This window comes from uncultured Sphingomonas sp., assembly GCF_913774285.1.
Lineage (GTDB): Bacteria > Pseudomonadota > Alphaproteobacteria > Sphingomonadales > Sphingomonadaceae > Sphingomonas.
This window is the reverse complement of the sequence record NZ_CAJYHX010000033.1, coordinates 23,559-41,131: the sequence shown is the minus strand read 5'-3', so window position 1 is coordinate 41,131 and position 17,573 is coordinate 23,559. Positions and strand designations below refer to the sequence as shown.

Here is a 17,573-nt window from a genome sequence, read left to right as displayed (position 1 = left end):
GAAGCTTCTGTGACACACGGCGCCCGAACGCCGGACCTGCCGCCGCCGCACGCCGGGGGTGTGTGGACGCTGGCGGGCGACCGCCTGATCATAGTCTCCGCCGAGGGACCCGCAACCATCCTCGTGCCGACCGAGCGGGTACGGCTGCTAGCCGTCGACCTGCCGTTGCCGAATCGCGCTCGGCGACTGGCAGCGCTGCCCTTCGCGATCGAGGACCAGGTCGCCGAGCCGATCGAATCGCTCCATCTGGCACTCGGTGCGCGGACCGCGGCGGCCGAGGCGCCCAACCGCTATCTGGTCGGCGTCGTGCGCGCCGAGACGATGGCCGAATGGGTCGCGCTTGCGGAGGCGAACGGCCTGGGCGCTGCGCCGATGGTCCCCGACGTGCTGCTGCTCCCGCGCCCGGTGGAGGGCTGGGCGGTGGAGGTCCGCGACGGGCGCGCGCTGGTGCTGGCGGCGGACGGGACGGGCTTTGCCCTGCCCGCCGCGCTGCTCGGTTCGGCCTGGGAAGCGGCCGGGCGGCCGCGCATCCACCATCTCGGCGAGCCGCTTGGAAGCGATCTTCAGGCGCACGCCACGACACCCGATCTGCGCGACGACGAGGCGCGGGCAGAGGTTGCGGTGGCCGAGCTCGATCTCCGGCAGGGCGCCTTCGCGGCACGGCGGGAAGGCGTGTCGAGCGGCTGGAGACGGCTCGGCTGGATCCTCGGAATCGGCGCGGCGGCGCATGTCGCGATCGCGGGCGGAGATGCGCTAATGCTACGCGTTATCGCAGATCGACGGGCGGCGGAGACCCGCGCGCTGGTCTCGGTGGCAGCGCCGGGCACCGATCTCACCGGCGATCTCAAGGCCAAGGTCACCGACCTGTTGCCGACGGGCGGGGCACGCGCGCCCGATCGCTTCGTGCCGCTGCTGGCGCGGCTGTCGTCTGCGCTCAATCCGCTCGCGGGCAGCATCGCGGTGCGTGCCGTGCGCTATGAAGGCAGCGTGCTGACGATGGAGTGCGACCCCGGTGCGCCCGATCTCGCCGCACGCATCGCCGAGGCGCTGCGGGCCGGCCGCATCCAGGGGCAAGCGACGGCCTCGCCAGACGGCTCGATCCGTATTACGGCGAGCGCGGCATGAGCGATTTTCTCCGCACCCAGCTGCCGACGGTCGACGCCGGCCTGTCCCGCACCGGCATCTGGTGGCAGGCGCGCAGCCCGCGCGAGCGGGCGATGCTCGCCGGCCTCGCGGTCTTCCTCGCCGCAATCGTGCTGGTCTACGGGGTGGTGAAGCCGATTCAGGGCGCCCGGGCAGCCGCGCTGGCCGATATCCGTACCTATGAGACGCTCAACGCCCGCATCCGCGCGGCGGGCTCGCTCAGCTCGGTCAAGCCCCAGCGGCGGACCGGCGCGCCCGAGGTGATCGCCACCCAGTCCGCAGGCGCATTCGGCGTCGCCCTGACTACCGCGCCGATCGCCGGTGGCGTGCGCGCCAGCGTGGCGGATGCGAGCTATGACGCGCTCGTCCATTGGCTGGCGGACGTGACAACGACCAGTGACTTGCGCATCCGCAGCGTCACCCTGCAGCGACTTGGTGTGCCGGGCCATGTCTCCGCCACCGTGGAGCTCGGCCAATGATCCTCGACGTGCCGACCTTGCCCTACAGTTTCGCGCGCCGCCACGGCGTGCTGCTGCGCGAGACGCCGCAGGGGATCGAGTGCGTCCACCGCGCCGATGCGCCGCTCGACGGCTTGCTGGAGGTCCAGCGGCTGGCCCCCGGCGCGCGCTTCGTGAAGCTGGAAGGCGCGGCCTTCGATACCGCGCTGGGCCAGGCCTATGGCGGGGCAGGGGGCGCCGCCGCCGACATCGATCTGGGCGACATGGACCTTGCTGCCCTCGCCGACAGTGCCGCAAGCGTCGACGACCTGCTCGACACCCGCGACGACGCGCCGGTGATCCGCCTGATCAATGCGCTGCTGCTGGAGGCGGTGAAGGAAGGCGCGTCGGACGTGCATGTCGAGACGCAGGAAAAGCGGCTCGTCGTCCGCTTCCGCATCGACGGCGTGCTGCGCGACATGATCGAGCCGCCACGCGCGCTGGCGCCTTTGCTAGTCAGTCGCATCAAGGTGATGGCCAAGCTCGACATCGCCGAGCGGCGCGTGCCGCAGGACGGCCGCGTGACGCTGCGCATCGGCGGGCATGATGTCGACGCCCGCGTCTCCACCATCCCGACCCAGCATGGCGAGCGCGTGGTGCTGCGTCTGCTGGAGAAGGGCTCGCTGAAGCTCGACCTTTCCGGCCTCGGTATGAGCGAGCGTGACCAGGCGGTGTTCGGGCGGCTCCTCGAACGGCCGCACGGCATCCTGCTCGTCACCGGGCCTACGGGCTCGGGCAAGACGACCACGCTCTACACCGCGCTGACCCGATTGAACGATCGCAAGCGCAACGTGATGACGGTCGAGGACCCGATCGAATATGAGCTGCCCGGCGTCGCGCAGACCCAAGTCAATCCGCGCACCGACATGACCTTCGCCCGCGGCCTGCGCGCGATCCTGCGCCAGGACCCCGACGTGATCATGGTCGGCGAGATCCGCGACCAGGAGACCGCACAGGTGGCGGTCCGCTCGGCGATGACCGGGCACTTCGTGCTGTCGACGCTCCACACCAACAGCGCGGTCGGATCGGTGACCCGGCTGATCGACATGGGCGTGGAGCGCTATCTGCTCGCACCGATGGTCGTGGGGCTGTGCGCCCAGCGGCTGGTGCGGCGGCTGTGCCCTGTCTGCCGACGCGAGGATGTGGCGAGCGAAGCGGATTCGCTGCTGCTGGGCGGTGCGCTGCCGGCCGGCTCGCCGGTGTGGCGCGCGGTCGGCTGCGACCAGTGCCATGAGGAGGGCTATCGCGGGCGCGCGGGGCTCTACGAGGTCGTGGCTGTGGACGAGGCGTTCCAGAAGCTGATTCACGACGGCGCCAGCGAGGCGGAGATCGAGCGCCATGCGCGGGCGGACAATCCGAGCCTGCTCGACGACGGTGTGGCGAAGCTCCAGGCCGGGGTGACCACGGTGGAGGAAGTCGCCCGCGTCGTGAGGGACGAGGCGTGAGCTGCCCCCAGATCCTCCCCGGAACGGGGAGGGGGACCATGCGAAGCATGGTGGAGGGGGGCATCCCCACCGGACTCGCTTGTGGAGCCCCCCCTCCACCCCGCGGCTGCGCCGCGCGGTCCCCCTCCCCGTGCCGGGGAGGATTTTAGATGCCCGCCTTCGCCTATCGCGCGGCGGACCGCACCGGTGCCGCCAGGCGCGGCGTGATCGAGGCCTCCAGCCCCGCCGCCGCCCGCGCGCTGCTGCGCGAGCAGGCGCTGCTGCCGCTTTCCGTTGAACCCGCCGCCGAGCGCGGGCGCTCGATCGGCTCCATCACCCTGCCGCGCTTCGGCCGCGGCGGGGTGAGCGCCCGCGCGCTCGCCACCGTCACCCGGCAGATCTCGACGCTGGTCGGCTCGGACATCGCGATCGAGGAGGCGCTGCGCCTCGTCGCCAGCCAGTCCGAACAGCCGGCGGTCAGCTCGCTGCTGCTCGACGTGCGCGGCGCGATCCTCGACGGGCGCAGCTTCGCCGCCGCGCTCGCCCAGCACCCCAAGGCGTTCCCCGAATTCTACCGCGCCTCCGTCGCGGCGGGCGAAGCCTCGGGGCGGCTGACCGACGTGCTCAACCACCTCGCCGAGTTCGTCGAGAACCGCCAGGCCAATGGCCAAAAGCTGCAGCTGGCATTGCTCTACCCGGCGCTGCTGGCGCTGGTGTCGTTCGGGATGATGGTGCTGCTGATGGTCTATGTCGTGCCGGACATCGTGAAGGTGTTCGTCTCGCGCGGGGCCGACCTGCCGCTGCTCACCCGCGCGCTGATCGCGATCAGCGCGTTCCTGCAAGGCTTCGGCCTGTATCTGCTGATCGCGATCGGGCTCGGCATCGTCGGGTTCGGGCGCTGGCTGCGGGTGCCGGCCAACCGCCTGCGCGTCCACCGCTTCTTCGCCGAGCGCCGCCCGTTCCGCCGCTTCAGCCGACAGATGAACGCCGCGCGCTTCGCCGGCAGCCTGGCGACGCTGGTGGGCAGCGCGGTGCCGCTGGTCGAGGCGCTGCACGCCGCCGCGGCGGTGACGCCCAACCATTTCGTCCGGGAAAAGGCGCTGGGCGTGGCGATGCGGGTGCGCGAGGGGATCAGCCTGCGCGCCGCAATGCAGGAGGCGGAGATCTTCCCGTCGATGCTGGTCGCGATCGTCGCCTCGGGCGAAAGCTCGGGCAAGCTCGCGCCCGCGCTCGGCCGCGCCTCGGGCGAGCTGGAGCGCGAGCTGGACGCGCTGGTCTCGACACTCGTTGCCCTTGTCGAGCCGCTGGTGCTGCTGGTGATGGGCGGCCTGGTGCTGCTGATGGTGCTCGCGATCCTGCTGCCGATCATCAACCTCAACAACCTGGTGGGGGTGTAAAAGCCTAAAAAGCCCTCTCCCGCCTGCGGGAGAGAGTTGGGTGAGGGTGCCAGGGGGAAGCTAAGCGAGATGCCGACGATACGTCCGACGAACCCGCATGCTAGGACCCCTCGACGCGAAGCGACCGATGCGGAGCGGGCGCTGCGGGCGCGGGTGCGGAACCGGCAGGTCGATGGGCACAAGATCCGCTTCCAGGCGACGCTGGGTCCGTCTGTGGTGGACTTCCTGTGCGCAGCGAAGGGGCTCGTGATCGAGCTGGATGGCAGCCAGCATGCGGAGGAGCCCGATCGGGCGCGGACGGCTTGGCTGGAGGGGCAGGGGTATCGGGTGATCCGGTTCTGGAACACCGACGTGCTGGGCAATCTCGATGGCGTTCTCGAAGCGATCCGGCTGCAACTGGCCGCCTTGCCCGGCGTGCACGACTCACCCTCACCCAACCCCCTCCCGCAGGCGGGAGAGGGCTAAGTTACATCCGGCCCTGAATCCTTGCCCCGCCGGGCAGGCCTATGAACGGCAGCGCCGCGGCGCCGTCCTTGCTCATGCCGAGGTCCAGCGCGCCGTCCTCGCCCAGCACCGCGTCCAGCAGCACCTGCCGCCGCTGCGTCGCCGGAGTCAGCCGGATCGTCGTGCGCGGGCCGACATGCTCGGCCGTCAGCAGCAGCGCCGGTACCGCGGTTGATCCGCCACCCGCCTTGGGGCGGCAGCTGCCCGGATCGGTGGTCACCTTGCCGTCGAGCATCTGGCTTCCCCCGCGCACCGCGATCTTCGCCATCTCCACCTGCATCACCAGCTGGCAGGTGAAGGGCAGGTCGGGCTGGATCGCCTGGAGCAGGCTGGCATCGGCTGCACCGCTCACATGGTCCAGCACCGTGCGCCCGCCCAGATGCACCAGCGCGCGGCCGCCGAGATCGGTATCCGGCCCGGTCGCCTTCCAGTCGGCCGCCAACCCCAGGCTGGTCAGCGAGCGGAGCGGCGCGAGCTGCCATTCCAGCTTGCTGCCCCCGGCCACCCCCACTTCGCCGTTCCAGATCGTCCCCGCCACGCCGCTGCGCCAGGGCACGTTTCGGACGAGCAGGCTCGCCGGTGCGGTGGCCAGCATCGCCAGCGCATAGGCCCCTATGCCCAAGCCGGCGAAGAGGATAAGACGCCGCCGTGCCTCACTCGCTGAATCCGGAGTTCGCAATGGACCGTCGGTCCCTGCTGCGGCTGTTGCCCTCGGGCCTCGTCCTATCCGCGGCATCGCTATCCTCCAACGCATGGGCGGGCGAGAAGAAGGACAAGCGTCCGATCGCCCTGTTGCTCCCGCTCGACGGACCGAGGGCGGGGCTGGGCCGTAGCATGCAGCAGGCCGCGTTGCTCGCGGAAAACGCGGACTATGTCCTAAGCTTCGATACCGGCGGCACCGCAGAGGGTGCTGCGCGCGCCGCCGCCGAGGCGCTGCGCCGCCATCCGGCGCTGATCCTGGGCCCGCTCACCGCCGCCGAAGTGCCCGCGGTGGGCAGCACGGTGGCGAACCGCGTGCCCGTCATTTCCTTCAGCAACGATTCGGTGCTGCGCCAGCCCGGCGTGTGGATCTTCGGCATCACCGCCGCACAGGTGACCAGCGCGGTGCTCCGCTATGCGCGGACACGCGGCGTGCGATCGGTGGTGATGATCGACGACGGCTCGCCCTGGTGCGCCGCCGCCAGCCTTGCGGCGGGGCGGATGGAGAGTGAGATCGGCCTTTCCCTCCGCGTGCTCCAGGTGAAGCCGGGCCAGCCTTTACCCCAAGCCGGCGACGCCCCCGATGCGGTGCTGCTGCCGGGGAGCGGCGAGGGCGTGCTCGCCGCCGCGCGCGCGCTGAAGGGCAGCGGCGTGCAGTTGCTCGGCACGCTGCAGGGCCTCGACAACCGGCCGGACGCGCTGGAGGCGCTCGACGGCACCTGGCTGGCCTGCCCCGATCCGGGCGCGTTTGCCACCTTCGCCCAGGCCTTTGCCGCCAAGAACGGCGGTGATCCGGGCACGATCACCGCGCTCGCCTATGACGCGGCCGGCGTCGCCAACAAGCTGCGCGAGGCCAATGCGCTGAACATGAACGGGTTGGTCGACGCCAAGGGCTTCCATGGCGTCACCGGCCCGGTGCGCTTCCGCACCGACGGATCGGTGGCGCGCGACTTCGCGATCGTGGTCGCCTCGCGCGACGGCTATGCCAGCGTCGCGGTGAGTTCGGGATCGTGACCAGGCAGCCCGAAGCCGGCGAGTCCGGCTTCACGCTGATCGAATTGATGATCTCGCTGGGGCTGTTCGCGCTGATCGCGGTGGCCGGGCTGGCGCTGGTCGACGGCATCCTGCGGGTGAACGGGCGCACCGAGGCGCGGCTGGATCGGCTCGCAGCGCTCCAGCGGACGATGTTCGTGCTGACCAGCGATCTCGACCAGGTGGCGAGCGGGACGATCGAGGGGCGGGGCGACCAGCTCTCCTTCGTGCGCAGCGCGCCCGGCACCGGCGGCACGGCGACGACCGTGCGCTATGCAGTGGCGGCCGGTACGCTGGTCCGCGCCGCCCCCGCGCCGCAACTGCTGCTGCCGGGCGTGGTCACCGCGCGGTGGCGCTTCTGGGACGGCGCCTGGATCGATCGCTGGCCGGTCGACGACAGCAAGGAGGCAAAGGCCCGCTGGCCGCGCGCGATTGCGCTCGACGTGCAGGCTGCCGGCCCGGGCGGCACGCCGGTGGCGCTCCACCGGGTGGTGACGCTGCCGCTGCGCGCGCAGGAGCCGCAGCCGCAATGAGCCCTTCGCGCCCAATCCGCGACGACGAGCGCGGCATGATCCTGGTCAATGTCCTGATGTTCGTCGCCATCGCCAGCGGCCTGGTGCTGCTGATGATCGACCGCGAGGAACTGGCGCTTGACCGAGGTTTGCGCATGCGCGAGGCGGCGCGGGCGCAGGCGATCGTGCGCGGCGGCGAGCTCTCCGCGCTGGTCGCACTCCGCCGAGACGGCGAGACGGCGGGCGATGTGGACCATGCCCGCGAACCCTGGGCCAAGCTCGCCGCCACTGCCGCCCCGATCGAGGGCGGGACCTTTGATCTCGCGATCGGCGATGCCGAGGGGCGCTTCAACATCAACTCGGTCCGCAGCGGCGAGGCGGGCGCGGTGGTGCTCCTCCAGGACATCGCCAACGAGATCGACATGCCGCCTGAGCAGGTAGTGGCGGCGATCCAATATGTCCGCCTGCAAGGGCCGGTGACCGACCTGCGGCCGCTGCGCCTCGCCGGGCTCGATCCCAAGGTGGCGGACCGGCTGGAGAAGGTGGTGACCGCGCTGCCCGGCATCACCACGATCAACCTCAACGCCGCCGAGCCCGAGCTGATGCAGATGCTGTTCAAGGATCCGCTGATTGCCAGCCGATTGCTGCAGGTGCGCGCGCGGCAGGGCTTCCTGACGCTCAAGGATCTCGACGACCAGCATGCGACTTTGCCCTGGGGCACCTCGTTCAAGTCGAGCAGCTTCTGGGTGCGCACCCGCGCGACGATCGGCGGCACCGCGCAGCAGGAGGCGACGCTCATCCAGCGCCGCCGGACCAAGGACGGCAAGCTGGAGACGGTGCCGGTCGAGCGCTGGCGCAATGCCGCGGTGCCGCCGGGCGTCCCCGCTTTCGGCACCGGGCGTTGAGATTGCCCGGCTTTTCTGGTCTGATCGCAGCGATGATGCGAGTACGCTCCCCGTGGTGCTGATGCGATGGTTCGGTCGCGGCGAGATCCGCCGCTGGCGCGACCTGCACGTCGCGATGGCGCGCGCGGTGCTGCAGCAGGCGGCGGCAGACCTCGTCGAGAGCTTCGATGCGGATCTCTCCCAGGCCGATTGGCGCGACGGACTGATCGAGCAGACCCGCTTCGTCGCTACCCGCATCGCCCCCGTGGTGCGGCAGGTCGCCGATCCGCTCGCCCGGCGGGTTATCGAGGAGGCCGATCGCGCGCTGGCGCCGATCGCCTTTCATCATCTCCAATGGCAGCCGTTGCCGGTCGACGTCAACCTGATGCGCGACATGATGGAGGAGCTGGGCGACTGGGCGGCGGCGGGCGGCGCCGCGCTCACCGGGCTCGTGCGCGGCGCTGCGACGGGCTTGCCGATCGCCGGCGGGCTGGGGCGGGTCGGTCCGACAAGCGACTGGATGCGGCTGCGCGCCGAGGCGCGGTTGCGCGCCAAGGTCCACGCCTATGTCCATGCCACGGTGGTGCAGGGCCCCAAGGGGCGGCCGGCGCTGCTCGAGCATGTCGTCGCGCTGCTGCAGGAAACCGCGCGGCATGCGCAGCCGCTATGACCCTCAGGCGATGATCCCGGTTACCGTTGCCCGGAGTAACGTCGCGGCATCCTGCGGGGCGAGCCGCACCTGCAATCCTCGTTGCCCGCCATTTATAAAGACATAGGGTTCGCTGACAGCGGTTTCCTCGATCACCGCGGGCAGCGCTTTCATCTGCCCGAACGGGCTGATGCCGCCCACCTTGTAGCCGGAGAGCCGTTCGGCGTCCGCCGGCTTCATCATCTCGGCCGATTTGCCGCCGATCGCCGCCGCCAGCTTCTTCATCGCCACCTGCCGGTCCGAGGGCAGGATGGCCAGCACCGGCTTGCCGTCCACCTTAGCCATCAGCGTCTTGAGCACGCGGGCGGGCGGCTCGCCCAGCGCCTCGGCCGCTTGGAGCCCGATCGCGTCCGCGTCGGGATCATAGGCATAGCTGTGCACGGTGAAGTCGATCTTCGCCGTTTCGAGCATCCGCGTGGCGCGGGTGGCCTTGGACATGGTGCTGCTCCCCGATATCCGCGCCGGTGCCACGCGGCCGACCTACGTGCAAGCCCTGGGGCATGATGAAGTCCTTGTTAACGCTTGCCGCCTAGCGTGCTCTCAGGTTGGGCAAAGATGGGCGGAGGTGGGCATGGGTCTGCTCGGGATCGCATTGTTCGCAGCGGTTGCGGGAAGCACGCCGGCAGCGGCGCCGCGCGTCGCGATCATCGACAGCGGCGTGGCGGAAACGCCCGAGCTCCACGGCAAGCTGATCGCCGAATACGACATGGCGGGCGGCGACCGCCCGGCCTTCCGCCCGCGCTACGACCATGGCACGATGGTCGCCACCATCCTCAGCCGCGCGGCGTCGGGCGAAGTGGCGATCGTGTCGCTGCGGATCGACGATCCCGCCGGCTGCCGCCCGGGCGCCAATCCGCCGTGCCAGCCGAGCGCCGCGCCGATCGTCGCCGCGATCCGCAAGGCGATCGCGCTCAAGGTGGATGCGATCAACATCTCGCTGGCGCTGGCCGACGATCCGGCGATCACCGCCGCCGTGCACGACGCGGCATCGGCGGGGATCGTAGTGGTGCTGGCGGCCGGCAACAACGGCCTGCCGCACCCCGGCAACCTCGCCATGGCGCGGCAGGGCTTCCCCAATGCGGTGCTGGTCGGTGCGCTCGATGCGGCGGGCCAGCCCTGGACCGGCACCAACCGGCCCGAGCCCCAGGCGCAGGGCTATCTCTATGTCTGGCAGCGCGGGGTCGACGTGCCGACCACGCTGGCGGACGGGCGCGCGGTGACCGGCACCGGTACCTCCTTCGCCGCACCGATCGAGACCGCGCGCCGGATCGCGCACCGCCGCCGCACCGCCTGAAGCCTGGCTGAAATTTTCGGAAACATAGCCGTTATTGCGGAACTTTGAGGATCGGGTATGGTTCCGGCCCAGGAGAGGCTGGAACGTAAACATGCGCCGGGTCTGTCCTCGGCACGGTTAAACCGTGGCGGGAACATGCAATAATGGAAAAACAAGTATGTGGATAAGTTTGCTTGCCGCGATGCTGGTAGCAGCACCGCAAGCCGGAGAGGGTGTCGAGGGCCGCTGGAAGACCCAGACGCGCAATGCGATCGTTGAGATCCAGCGCTGCGGTCCGTCGATCTGCGGGCGGATTCTCACCTCGGATGCGCTGCGCACCAATCCCGATCTGCGCGATACCAGGAACTCGAACGCGCAGCTTCGCAATCGGCCGCTGAAGGGGATGCAGATCCTGAGCGGCTTCACCGCCGATGGCGGCAATTGGAGCGGCGGCAAGATCTACAATGCCGAGGACGGCAAGACCTACACCGCCGACATCACCCTGGCCGGTGCCGACCAGCTCAAGCTGCGCGGCTGTGTGTTCAAGCCCTTCTGCCGTACCCAGACCTGGACCCGGGTTCGCTGACGCGGCGCCACGGCGCCGTTCCCGAATCCCAGTAGCGTGAGAAAAACCATGAAGAAACTGCACCTCCTCCTCACCGCCGGCACCACGCTGGCGGCCAGCGCCGGCTTTGCCGGTGCCGCCCATGCCCAGGCCTTCTATCTGCAGGAACAGTCGGCGCGCGGTGCCGGCCGGGCCTTTTCCGGCGAAGTGGCCGATACCGGCGCCGCGTCGCTGTGGTGGAACCCCGCCGCGATCGCCGATGCCGAGCGCATCGAAGTGAACCTCAACGCCGCGGCGATCCTGCCGCGCGGCGAAGTGGTCGACACCGGCACGCTGATCCGCCGCCCGGGCAGCACGGCCTTCACGCCGATCGGCGGCGAGAGCACCAGCCGCAACCCCATCAACAACGGCGTGCTGCCCTCGGGTGCCGTCGCGGTACCGCTCGGCCACCGCATCGCCCTCGGCCTGGCGGTGACCTCGCCCTACAGCTTCACCACCGATTATTCGTCGAGCAGCTGGGCGCGCTACAGCGCCGACCGCACCCGGCTGCGCACCGTCGACATCCAGCCCTCGATCGCCGTGTCGGTGACGGACTGGCTGCGTGTCGGCGCCGCGGCGAATGTCGAATATACCGATGCCAGCCTCAGCAACGCATTGCCCAACGTGGCTGCCAGCCTGCCGGACGGCCGCCAGGAACTGAAGGGCGACGGCTGGGATGTGGGCTGGAGCGCCGGCTTCCAGATGCACAGCGAACGGGTGACCGCGGGCTTCAGCTACAAGTCCGCCATCCGCCACAAGCTCAAGGGCGACCTGACGGTGAGTGGGCTGGTCGGCCCGCTGCAGACCGGCAACCTCGCGCTGTCGGACGTGCGCGCCGACTTCTACACCCCCGCCCAGCAGATCGCCGGCCTGCGCTGGCGCGCCACCGACAAGCTGACGCTCAACGGCCAGGTGGTGCACTATAACTGGGACAAGTTCGACGCGATCCGCCTCGGCGCGCCGCTGAACCAGGCGATCCCGGAGAATTATCGCGAGAGCTGGAGCTATGCCGGCGGCGTCGACTACATGGTCTCGCCGGCGCTGACGCTGCGCGCGGGTGTCCAGCGGGCGACCACGCCGACCCAGAACGGCCAGCGCGACGCGCGCGTGCCCGATGCCAATCGCTGGAACTTCGGCGCAGGCGGTTCCTATGCGGTGACGCAGAACATCGTGCTCGATGCCGCGGCCAACTATGTCGACTTCGCCAATGCGCCGATCGACAAGGCGACGATCGCGGCGGGTTCGACGATCCTGACCCAGGGCCAACTGCGCAATGCGCGCGCGTTCGTCTTCTCGCTGGGCGGCCGCGTCCAGTTCTGACGACCGCTATCAGGATAGCGATTATGACGCCGTCGGCCCATGGGTCGGCGGCGTTTCACTTTCTAGCCCCTCCTCCTTGGAGGAGGGGTTGGGGTGGAGGGATTCCAGAACGAAGGTTGGTCTCGGTGCGACACAGCCCCCACCCCAACCCCGCATCAGGTGACCAGCGCCCCGCGCTGTTCAGGCGCTGCCGGGGGCAGCGCCGACCTGATGCGCCTGAAGGGGAGGGGCTTAATGGAAGGACTATCCCCCGAGCCCGCGAACACCTATCCCGAGCGACCCGTATCGTTACCAGCTCTTAAGGATGTTCCCGTGACCGACCTCGAGTCCCCCGATCGCCTGACCGAGGCCCGGACCGCGCTCGCCGAGGCGATGGCGCTGCACGAGCAGGGGGATCTGGAGGCGGCCGAGCGGCGCTATAGCGCTGCACTCGCGCATGGCTATCGCGCGGTAGAGATCCTGCCGCTGCTCGCGGGGCTGCTCGGCCGGCTCTCGCGACCTGAGGATGCGCTGGTCGCCTGGGACGAACTGCTTGCGATCGAACCCGATCACGCCGTCGCCTTGCACGAGAAGGGCCTGACGCTCCACTGGCTGGGCCGCAGCGACGAAGCCATCGCGCCGCTGGAGCGCGCCTGTGCGCTCGATCCGGTAAACCCGACCGCGCTCGGCAACCTTGCCGTGGTGCTGGCGGATGTCGGCCGCAATCTGGAGGCGTTGCAGCTTTTCCGCCGGGCGCTCGCGCTCCAGCCGGACAATTTGCACCTGCAGCACCAGGTCCGCAGGCTCGGCTCTGGGGCGGTGCCCTTCTGGCACATCCCGATGATGAACGACGTGCCGCGCAACGATGCGTTCGAGGCGGCGATCAAGGCGGCGATCGCCGTAGCCGGGCCGGGCGCGCGGGTGCTCGACATCGGCGCAGGCAGCGGGCTGCTGTCGTTGATGGCGGCGCGGGCAGGGGCGCGCAGGGTCGTCGCCTGCGAGATGGAGCCGCTAATCGCCGAGATGGCGCAGTCTATCGTCGCGCAGAACGGCTATGCCGACCGCATCACCGTTCATGCGAAGCCTTCGACCGAACTCGCCGTTGGTGCCGAGCTGGATGGACCGGCGGACATCCTGGTCTCGGAAATCCTGTCGAGCGACCTGCTGACCGAGAAGGTGCTCGATACCTTCGAGGACGCGCATCGCCGCCTGCTTGCACCCGACGCGATCGTCATCCCGCGGGCGGCGACGGCGGTGGGTTGCCTCGTCGCCAGCGATAACCTCGCCGACTATGCCTTTGTCGGCGACGTGTCGGGGTTCGACCTCTCCGCCTTCACTGCCTTTGCGCCGCAGCGCCTGCCGATCCACGGCACGATGACCGGCTGGCAGCGATTGTCCGACGACCTGGAACTGGTGCGGCTGGACCTCACCCAGAAGAAGCATGACGCGACGCTCGCGCGGCTGCGCATTCCGGTGACCGCCAGCGGCCGGGCGATCGGCATCGTCCAGTGGATGCACATCGATCTGTGGGACGGCGTGACCTTCGACAACCATCCGGACGGCTATGACGACGGCGGCTGGCTGCAGGTGCTGCACAGCTTCCCAGCGCCGATCGACGTCACGGCAGGCGAGGCGCTCGACATCGCCGTTGGCCATGACCGGATCACGCTGATCCTGATGCCGATCGAGAGCGGCTGAGGCGCGGGGCCCCGCGTTTCAGCTGAAGGAGAGAAAAGGGGCAGCGGGCGACCCGAAGGTCACCCGCTATATCCCAAATGCAAGTAATGGTCGGGGAGAGAGGATTCGAACCTCCGGCCCCTGCCTCCCGAAGACAGTGCTCTACCAGGCTGAGCTACTCCCCGACGGAGTCCGGTCTACGATGCTTTCGGGAGCAGACCGGCTTGAGCTTGGAGGCGCGCCTATAAGGGTGGGTTGGCCGAGCCGTCAAGCGGTTCGTTGCAGCAAAAGGACGAACCCGCGCTTTTTTTCCGCATCGCACCGATTGGGCCCCTCGACCGCCCTCCGGCCCGTCGATAAGCCTCACCCCCCATGTCGCCGATCGAAGCCGTCGCCACCCTGCTGGGGCTCGCCAATGTCGCGCTGGTCGTGCGGCGGAGCCTGTGGAACTATCCCTTCGCGCTGGCGATGGTGACGCTCTACGCCTGGATCTTCCTCCAGGCGCGGCTGTACAGCGACGCGCTGCTCCAGGGCTTCTACTTTGTCGTCAACGGATATGGTTGGTGGAACTGGCGCCAAGCCAAGGCGGAGGCTGGCGAGGTCCCGGTCGTGCGGCTGCCGAACCGCGCGCGGCTCGGCTGGGCGACGGGCGCCGCGCTCGCCGCGCTCGGCTGGGGCGCGCTGATGCACCGGCTCACCGATGCGGCCTATCCCTGGTGGGATGGGACGATCGCGGTGCTGAGCATCGTCGCGCAGATTCTCCAGTCGCGCCGCGCCTGGGAGTGCTGGCCGCTATGGATCACGGTGGACCTGCTCGCCATCCCACTGTTCCTGGTGAAAGGCCTGCATCTGACTGCAGGTCTGTATTGCCTTTTCCTCGCGCTTTCGGTGTGGGGAGCGATCGACTGGACCAAAGCCCGCACATGATTCCCCGTACCATCTGCCTCCACGGCCCCGAAAGCACGGGCAAGACCACCGTCGCCGCGCGGCTGGCCGAGGCGCTGGGCGGCACCGTGCTCGACGAATATGGCCGCGAATATGCCGAGGCGCGCGGCACCGATTTCACGATGCGCGACCTGGTCGAGATCGCCAAGACGCACGACGCCGGCACGCAGATGATGCTGGAGACGGCCCCGCCGCCGCTGATCCTCGACACCGATCCGTTGATGACCGCGGTGTGGGCGGACATGCTGTTCGGCACCCGCGATCCCTGGTTCGACGCTTGGGCCGGCACGGCGGACGTCTATCTGCTGTTCGACATCGACCTGCCTTGGGTGGCGGACGGCACAAGGCTGTTCGGCACCCGCGAACTGCGGCAGCGCTTCTTCGATCTCTCACGCGCCGAACTGGAGCGGCGCGGCGTTCGCTGGGCGCTGGTGCAGGGGGAAGGGGAGGCACGCACCGCCGCCGCGCTCGCCGCGATCGAGGCTTTTGGGCAACAGGTCTGAGGAACCGGCAACGGCCGGAATTCCGTCACAGGAAGTTCACAATCCAAGCCTAGCGCCGCCCCCGACGGCAACGGGGAACTACGGATCAAGTCGTTAGGACAGCCGGCGAAAGGCCGGGCTGCGTTCTCGCGCGCCGTCCATACAGAAGACCAAGATATCCATTCGGGGAAAACCAATGCTGAATCTCGCGCGCGACAAGCGCAGCCTGCTGATCGGCGCCGCCCTTGGCGCGCTGTTCACCGCCGACGCCGCCTTCGCCCAGGATACGCAGGGCAATGACGGCCTGAGCGAAATCGTCGTCACTGCCGAGCGTCGCCCGGAAAACCAGCAGGACGTGCCGCTCTCGGTCGCGGTATTGCCGGCGTCGCAGGCGCGCGACTATACCGCCGGCGGCGACGACACGCTGCTCGCGCTCTCGGGCAAGGTGCCGGGCCTGTACGTCGAATCCTCGACCGGCCGCATCTTCCCTCGCTTCTATATTCGCGGTCTGGGCAACGTCGATTTCTACCTTGGCGCGTCGCAGCCGGTCTCGATCATCCAGGACGACATCGTCCTTGAGCACGTCGTGATGAAGTCGAACCCGGTGTTCGACGTGAACCAGATCGAAGTGCTGCGCGGTCCCCAGGGCTCGCTGTTCGGTCGCAACACCACCGCCGGCATCATCAAGTTCGATTCGATCCGCCCCTCGCAGCAGTTCGAGGGCCGCGGCACCGCCAGCTATGGCAGCTATAACAGCGTCAACGTCGATGCGGGCGTCGGCGGTCCGATCATTCAGGACAAGCTCGCCTTCCGCGTTTCGGGACTCTACCAGCACCGCGACGATTATATCGACAACAGCTATACCGGCCCGAGCGCCGACGGCACGCGCGTCGGCCGCAAGGATGCCGCCGGCGGCTTCAACGAGAAGGACGTGCGCCTGCAGCTGCTCGCCACGCCGAGCGAGACGCTGTCGATCCTCGCCTCGGGCCATGCCCGCTGGTATGACGGCACCGCGACGGTGTTCCGCCGCGGCGCGCTGAACCTGGGCTCGAACAAGATCCACGGCGCCGACTTCACCAGCGCGCGTTGGGACGAGGGCGCCGACAACCCGCAGAACTACAAGACCGCTGGCGGCTCGGTGCACATCAACTGGGATCTGGGCGGCGTGACGCTGACCTCGATCACCGGCTACGAGACGCTGTCGGGCTATAGCCGCGGCGACACCGATGGCGGTGCGGCGGCCGATTTCGGCAATGCCGGCTTCGGCGAGTCGATGGGCCGGGTGAAGGGCCTCGACCAGTGGACCGAGGAGTTCCGCGTCGCCAGCAACGGCAACCGCCCGCTCAAGTGGCAGGTCGGCGCGATGTATTTCGACGCGCGCGACATCACCGATTTCTACCAGCGCGCCTATTTCCTCAGCGGCACCGCGAACAACCCGAACAACTGGGTGCGGCTGCACAACATGAACACCAGCTGGGCGGTGTTCGGCCAGGCGAGCTATGCGGTTACGCCGAAGCTGACGATCACCGCGGGTGGCCGCGTGACCGAGGACACCAAGACCACGGACCTGCTGAAGACGGCAAATACCATCGCGAATGCGGTCACCTATACCGGCCGACGCCATGTCCGCCTCTCGGACACGCAGCCGAGCTGGGACCTGAGCGCGCGCTACGAGATCAACCCCGATCTCAGCGTCTATGCCCGCGTCGCCAAGGGCTTCCGTGGGCCGACCATCCAGGGCCGTTCGGCGGTGTTCAACTCGGACTTCACCACCGCGACGTCGGAGAAGATCCTGTCGTGGGAAGCGGGTCTGAAGAGCCAGATCGGCCGCACGCTGCGCTTCAACCTGTCCGGCTTCTACTACACGGTCGACGACATTCAGCTGAACGGCAACGACCTGAACGGCAACGGCGTGCTGCTCAATGCGCACAAGGCCAAGGCCTATGGCATGGAAGCCGATCTCGACTGGAAGCCGGTGCGCAACCTCTCGATCCAGGCGGGCCTCAGCCTGCTGCACAGCGAGATCGACGACAAGAACCTCGAGGCGCAGGTCTGCGCGTTCGGCGGCGCGGTGACCTGCACCGTACTCGATCCGCTGCGCAAGCAGGGCTCGCTGTTCCTGGCCAAGATCGACGGCAACCCGCTGCCGAACGCGCCGGAATACAACCTCAGCCTCAACGCGCGGTACGACGTGCCGCTCGCCAATAGCGGCCGGGTGTTCGTCTCGACCGACTGGAACCTGCAGGGCTACACGAACTTCGTGCTCTACGAGACCAAGGAGTTCACCGCGAACGGCAACTTCGAAGGGGGCCTGAAGATCGGCTATGCCGCGCCGGACGACGCCTGGGAGATCGCGGGCTTCGTGCGCAACCTCACCAACGAGATGAACCTCAAGGGCGTGATCGAGAACTACCGCGCCGCCGTGCTCAACGAGCCGCGCGTGTTCGGTGTCTCGCTGAGCGGCAAGTTCAAGTAAGCGGGTAGGCCGGAGG

18 protein-coding genes and 1 tRNA gene are annotated in these 17,573 nt (G+C 69.0%); 16 read left to right on the top strand and 3 right to left on the bottom strand.

The window, feature by feature from the left end:
• The first annotated feature begins 9 nt into the window (after positions 1–9).
• The 5 genes from gspL to QZ670_RS18490 all read left to right on the top strand — a co-directional run bounded on the left by gspL (position 10) and on the right by QZ670_RS18490 (position 4,926).
• Positions 10–1,125, top strand: coding sequence for a type II secretion system protein GspL (gene gspL, locus QZ670_RS18510; RefSeq protein WP_294258278.1), 1,116 nt, complete (start codon positions 10–12; stop codon positions 1,123–1,125).
• Positions 1,122–1,622 carry a type II secretion system protein M gene (locus QZ670_RS18505; RefSeq protein WP_294258276.1) on the top strand — a complete coding sequence of 167 codons (501 nt, stop codon included), beginning with the start codon at positions 1,122–1,124 and terminating at the stop codon, positions 1,620–1,622. Before gspL ends, QZ670_RS18505 begins: the two co-directional genes overlap by 4 nt.
• Positions 1,619–3,085 (top strand): ATPase, T2SS/T4P/T4SS family, encoded by a 1,467-nt coding sequence (locus tag QZ670_RS18500; RefSeq protein ID WP_294258274.1) that lies wholly within the window; start codon positions 1,619–1,621, stop codon positions 3,083–3,085. Before QZ670_RS18505 ends, QZ670_RS18500 begins: the two co-directional genes overlap by 4 nt.
• 149 nt (positions 3,086–3,234) lie before the next feature.
• Complete coding sequence (locus QZ670_RS18495) at positions 3,235–4,461, top strand: type II secretion system F family protein (RefSeq protein WP_294258272.1); 1,227 nt, start codon at positions 3,235–3,237, stop codon at positions 4,459–4,461.
• Positions 4,462–4,530: 69 nt separating this feature from the next.
• On the top strand, positions 4,531–4,926 hold the full coding sequence (locus QZ670_RS18490) for an endonuclease domain-containing protein (protein WP_294258271.1): 396 nt from the start codon (positions 4,531–4,533) through the stop codon (positions 4,924–4,926).
• A gap of 1 nt (position 4,927) precedes the next feature.
• Here QZ670_RS18490 and QZ670_RS18485 read toward each other — a convergent pair whose 3' ends face one another.
• Complete coding sequence (locus QZ670_RS18485; RefSeq protein WP_294258269.1) at positions 4,928–5,587, bottom strand: hypothetical protein; 660 nt, start codon at positions 5,585–5,587, stop codon at positions 4,928–4,930.
• A gap of 56 nt (positions 5,588–5,643) precedes the next feature.
• On the opposite strand from QZ670_RS18485, the gene QZ670_RS18480 reads away from it, so the two are divergent.
• The 4 genes from QZ670_RS18480 (at position 5,644) to QZ670_RS18465 (ending at position 8,762) form a co-directional block, all read left to right on the top strand.
• Positions 5,644–6,678 carry an ABC transporter substrate-binding protein gene (locus QZ670_RS18480; RefSeq protein ID WP_294258267.1) on the top strand — a complete coding sequence of 345 codons (1,035 nt, stop codon included), beginning with the start codon at positions 5,644–5,646 and terminating at the stop codon, positions 6,676–6,678.
• Positions 6,675–7,229 (top strand): type II secretion system protein GspJ, encoded by a 555-nt coding sequence (locus QZ670_RS18475; RefSeq protein ID WP_294258264.1) that lies wholly within the window; start codon positions 6,675–6,677, stop codon positions 7,227–7,229. Before QZ670_RS18480 ends, QZ670_RS18475 begins: the two co-directional genes overlap by 4 nt.
• Positions 7,226–8,113, top strand: a complete 888-nt coding sequence (locus QZ670_RS18470) for a type II secretion system protein GspK (protein ID WP_294258262.1) — start codon at positions 7,226–7,228, stop codon at positions 8,111–8,113. The genes QZ670_RS18475 and QZ670_RS18470 overlap by 4 nt, the downstream gene beginning before the upstream one ends.
• Positions 8,114–8,174: 61 nt before the next feature.
• Positions 8,175–8,762, top strand: coding sequence for a hypothetical protein (locus QZ670_RS18465; protein WP_294258260.1), 588 nt, complete (start codon positions 8,175–8,177; stop codon positions 8,760–8,762).
• A gap of 3 nt (positions 8,763–8,765) precedes the next feature.
• Here the strand turns inward: QZ670_RS18465 and ybaK are convergent, their stop codons facing one another.
• Positions 8,766–9,239: a Cys-tRNA(Pro) deacylase gene (gene ybaK / locus QZ670_RS18460; protein ID WP_294258259.1), complete on the bottom strand. Its 474-nt coding sequence runs from the start codon at positions 9,237–9,239 to the stop codon at positions 8,766–8,768.
• A gap of 133 nt (positions 9,240–9,372) precedes the next feature.
• On the opposite strand from ybaK, the gene QZ670_RS18455 reads away from it, so the two are divergent.
• From QZ670_RS18455 to QZ670_RS18440, 4 genes are all read left to right on the top strand, one after another.
• Positions 9,373–10,095, top strand: coding sequence for a S8 family serine peptidase (locus tag QZ670_RS18455; RefSeq protein WP_294258256.1), 723 nt, complete (start codon positions 9,373–9,375; stop codon positions 10,093–10,095).
• A 157-nt stretch (positions 10,096–10,252) separates the two neighbouring features.
• Positions 10,253–10,660: a DUF2147 domain-containing protein gene (locus tag QZ670_RS18450; protein ID WP_294258254.1), complete on the top strand. Its 408-nt coding sequence runs from the start codon at positions 10,253–10,255 to the stop codon at positions 10,658–10,660.
• A gap of 48 nt (positions 10,661–10,708) precedes the next feature.
• A complete protein-coding gene (locus tag QZ670_RS18445; protein WP_294258252.1) occupies positions 10,709–11,998 on the top strand; it encodes an outer membrane protein transport protein in 1,290 nt (429 codons plus the stop codon).
• Positions 11,999–12,310: 312 nt separating this feature from the next.
• Positions 12,311–13,675 carry a 50S ribosomal protein L11 methyltransferase gene (locus QZ670_RS18440; RefSeq protein ID WP_294258249.1) on the top strand — a complete coding sequence of 455 codons (1,365 nt, stop codon included), beginning with the start codon at positions 12,311–12,313 and terminating at the stop codon, positions 13,673–13,675.
• Positions 13,676–13,762: 87 nt separating this feature from the next.
• On the opposite strand, the gene QZ670_RS18435 is transcribed toward QZ670_RS18440, so the two are convergent.
• Positions 13,763–13,839: transfer RNA gene (locus tag QZ670_RS18435), tRNA-Pro, on the bottom strand.
• Positions 13,840–14,026: 187 nt separating this feature from the next.
• Between QZ670_RS18435 and pnuC the strand changes: the two genes are divergently transcribed.
• The 3 genes from pnuC (at position 14,027) to QZ670_RS18420 (ending at position 17,557) form a co-directional block, all read left to right on the top strand.
• Positions 14,027–14,581: a nicotinamide riboside transporter PnuC gene (gene pnuC / locus QZ670_RS18430; protein WP_294258246.1), complete on the top strand. Its 555-nt coding sequence runs from the start codon at positions 14,027–14,029 to the stop codon at positions 14,579–14,581.
• The gene (locus QZ670_RS18425; protein ID WP_294258243.1) at positions 14,578–15,102 is read left to right on the top strand and encodes an ATP-binding protein; all 525 of its coding nucleotides are present in this window, start codon (positions 14,578–14,580) and stop codon (positions 15,100–15,102) included. The genes pnuC and QZ670_RS18425 overlap by 4 nt, the downstream gene beginning before the upstream one ends.
• Before the next feature lie 175 nt (positions 15,103–15,277).
• On the top strand, positions 15,278–17,557 hold the full coding sequence (locus QZ670_RS18420; RefSeq protein ID WP_294258241.1) for a TonB-dependent receptor: 2,280 nt from the start codon (positions 15,278–15,280) through the stop codon (positions 17,555–17,557).
• Positions 17,558–17,573 lie beyond the last annotated feature (16 nt).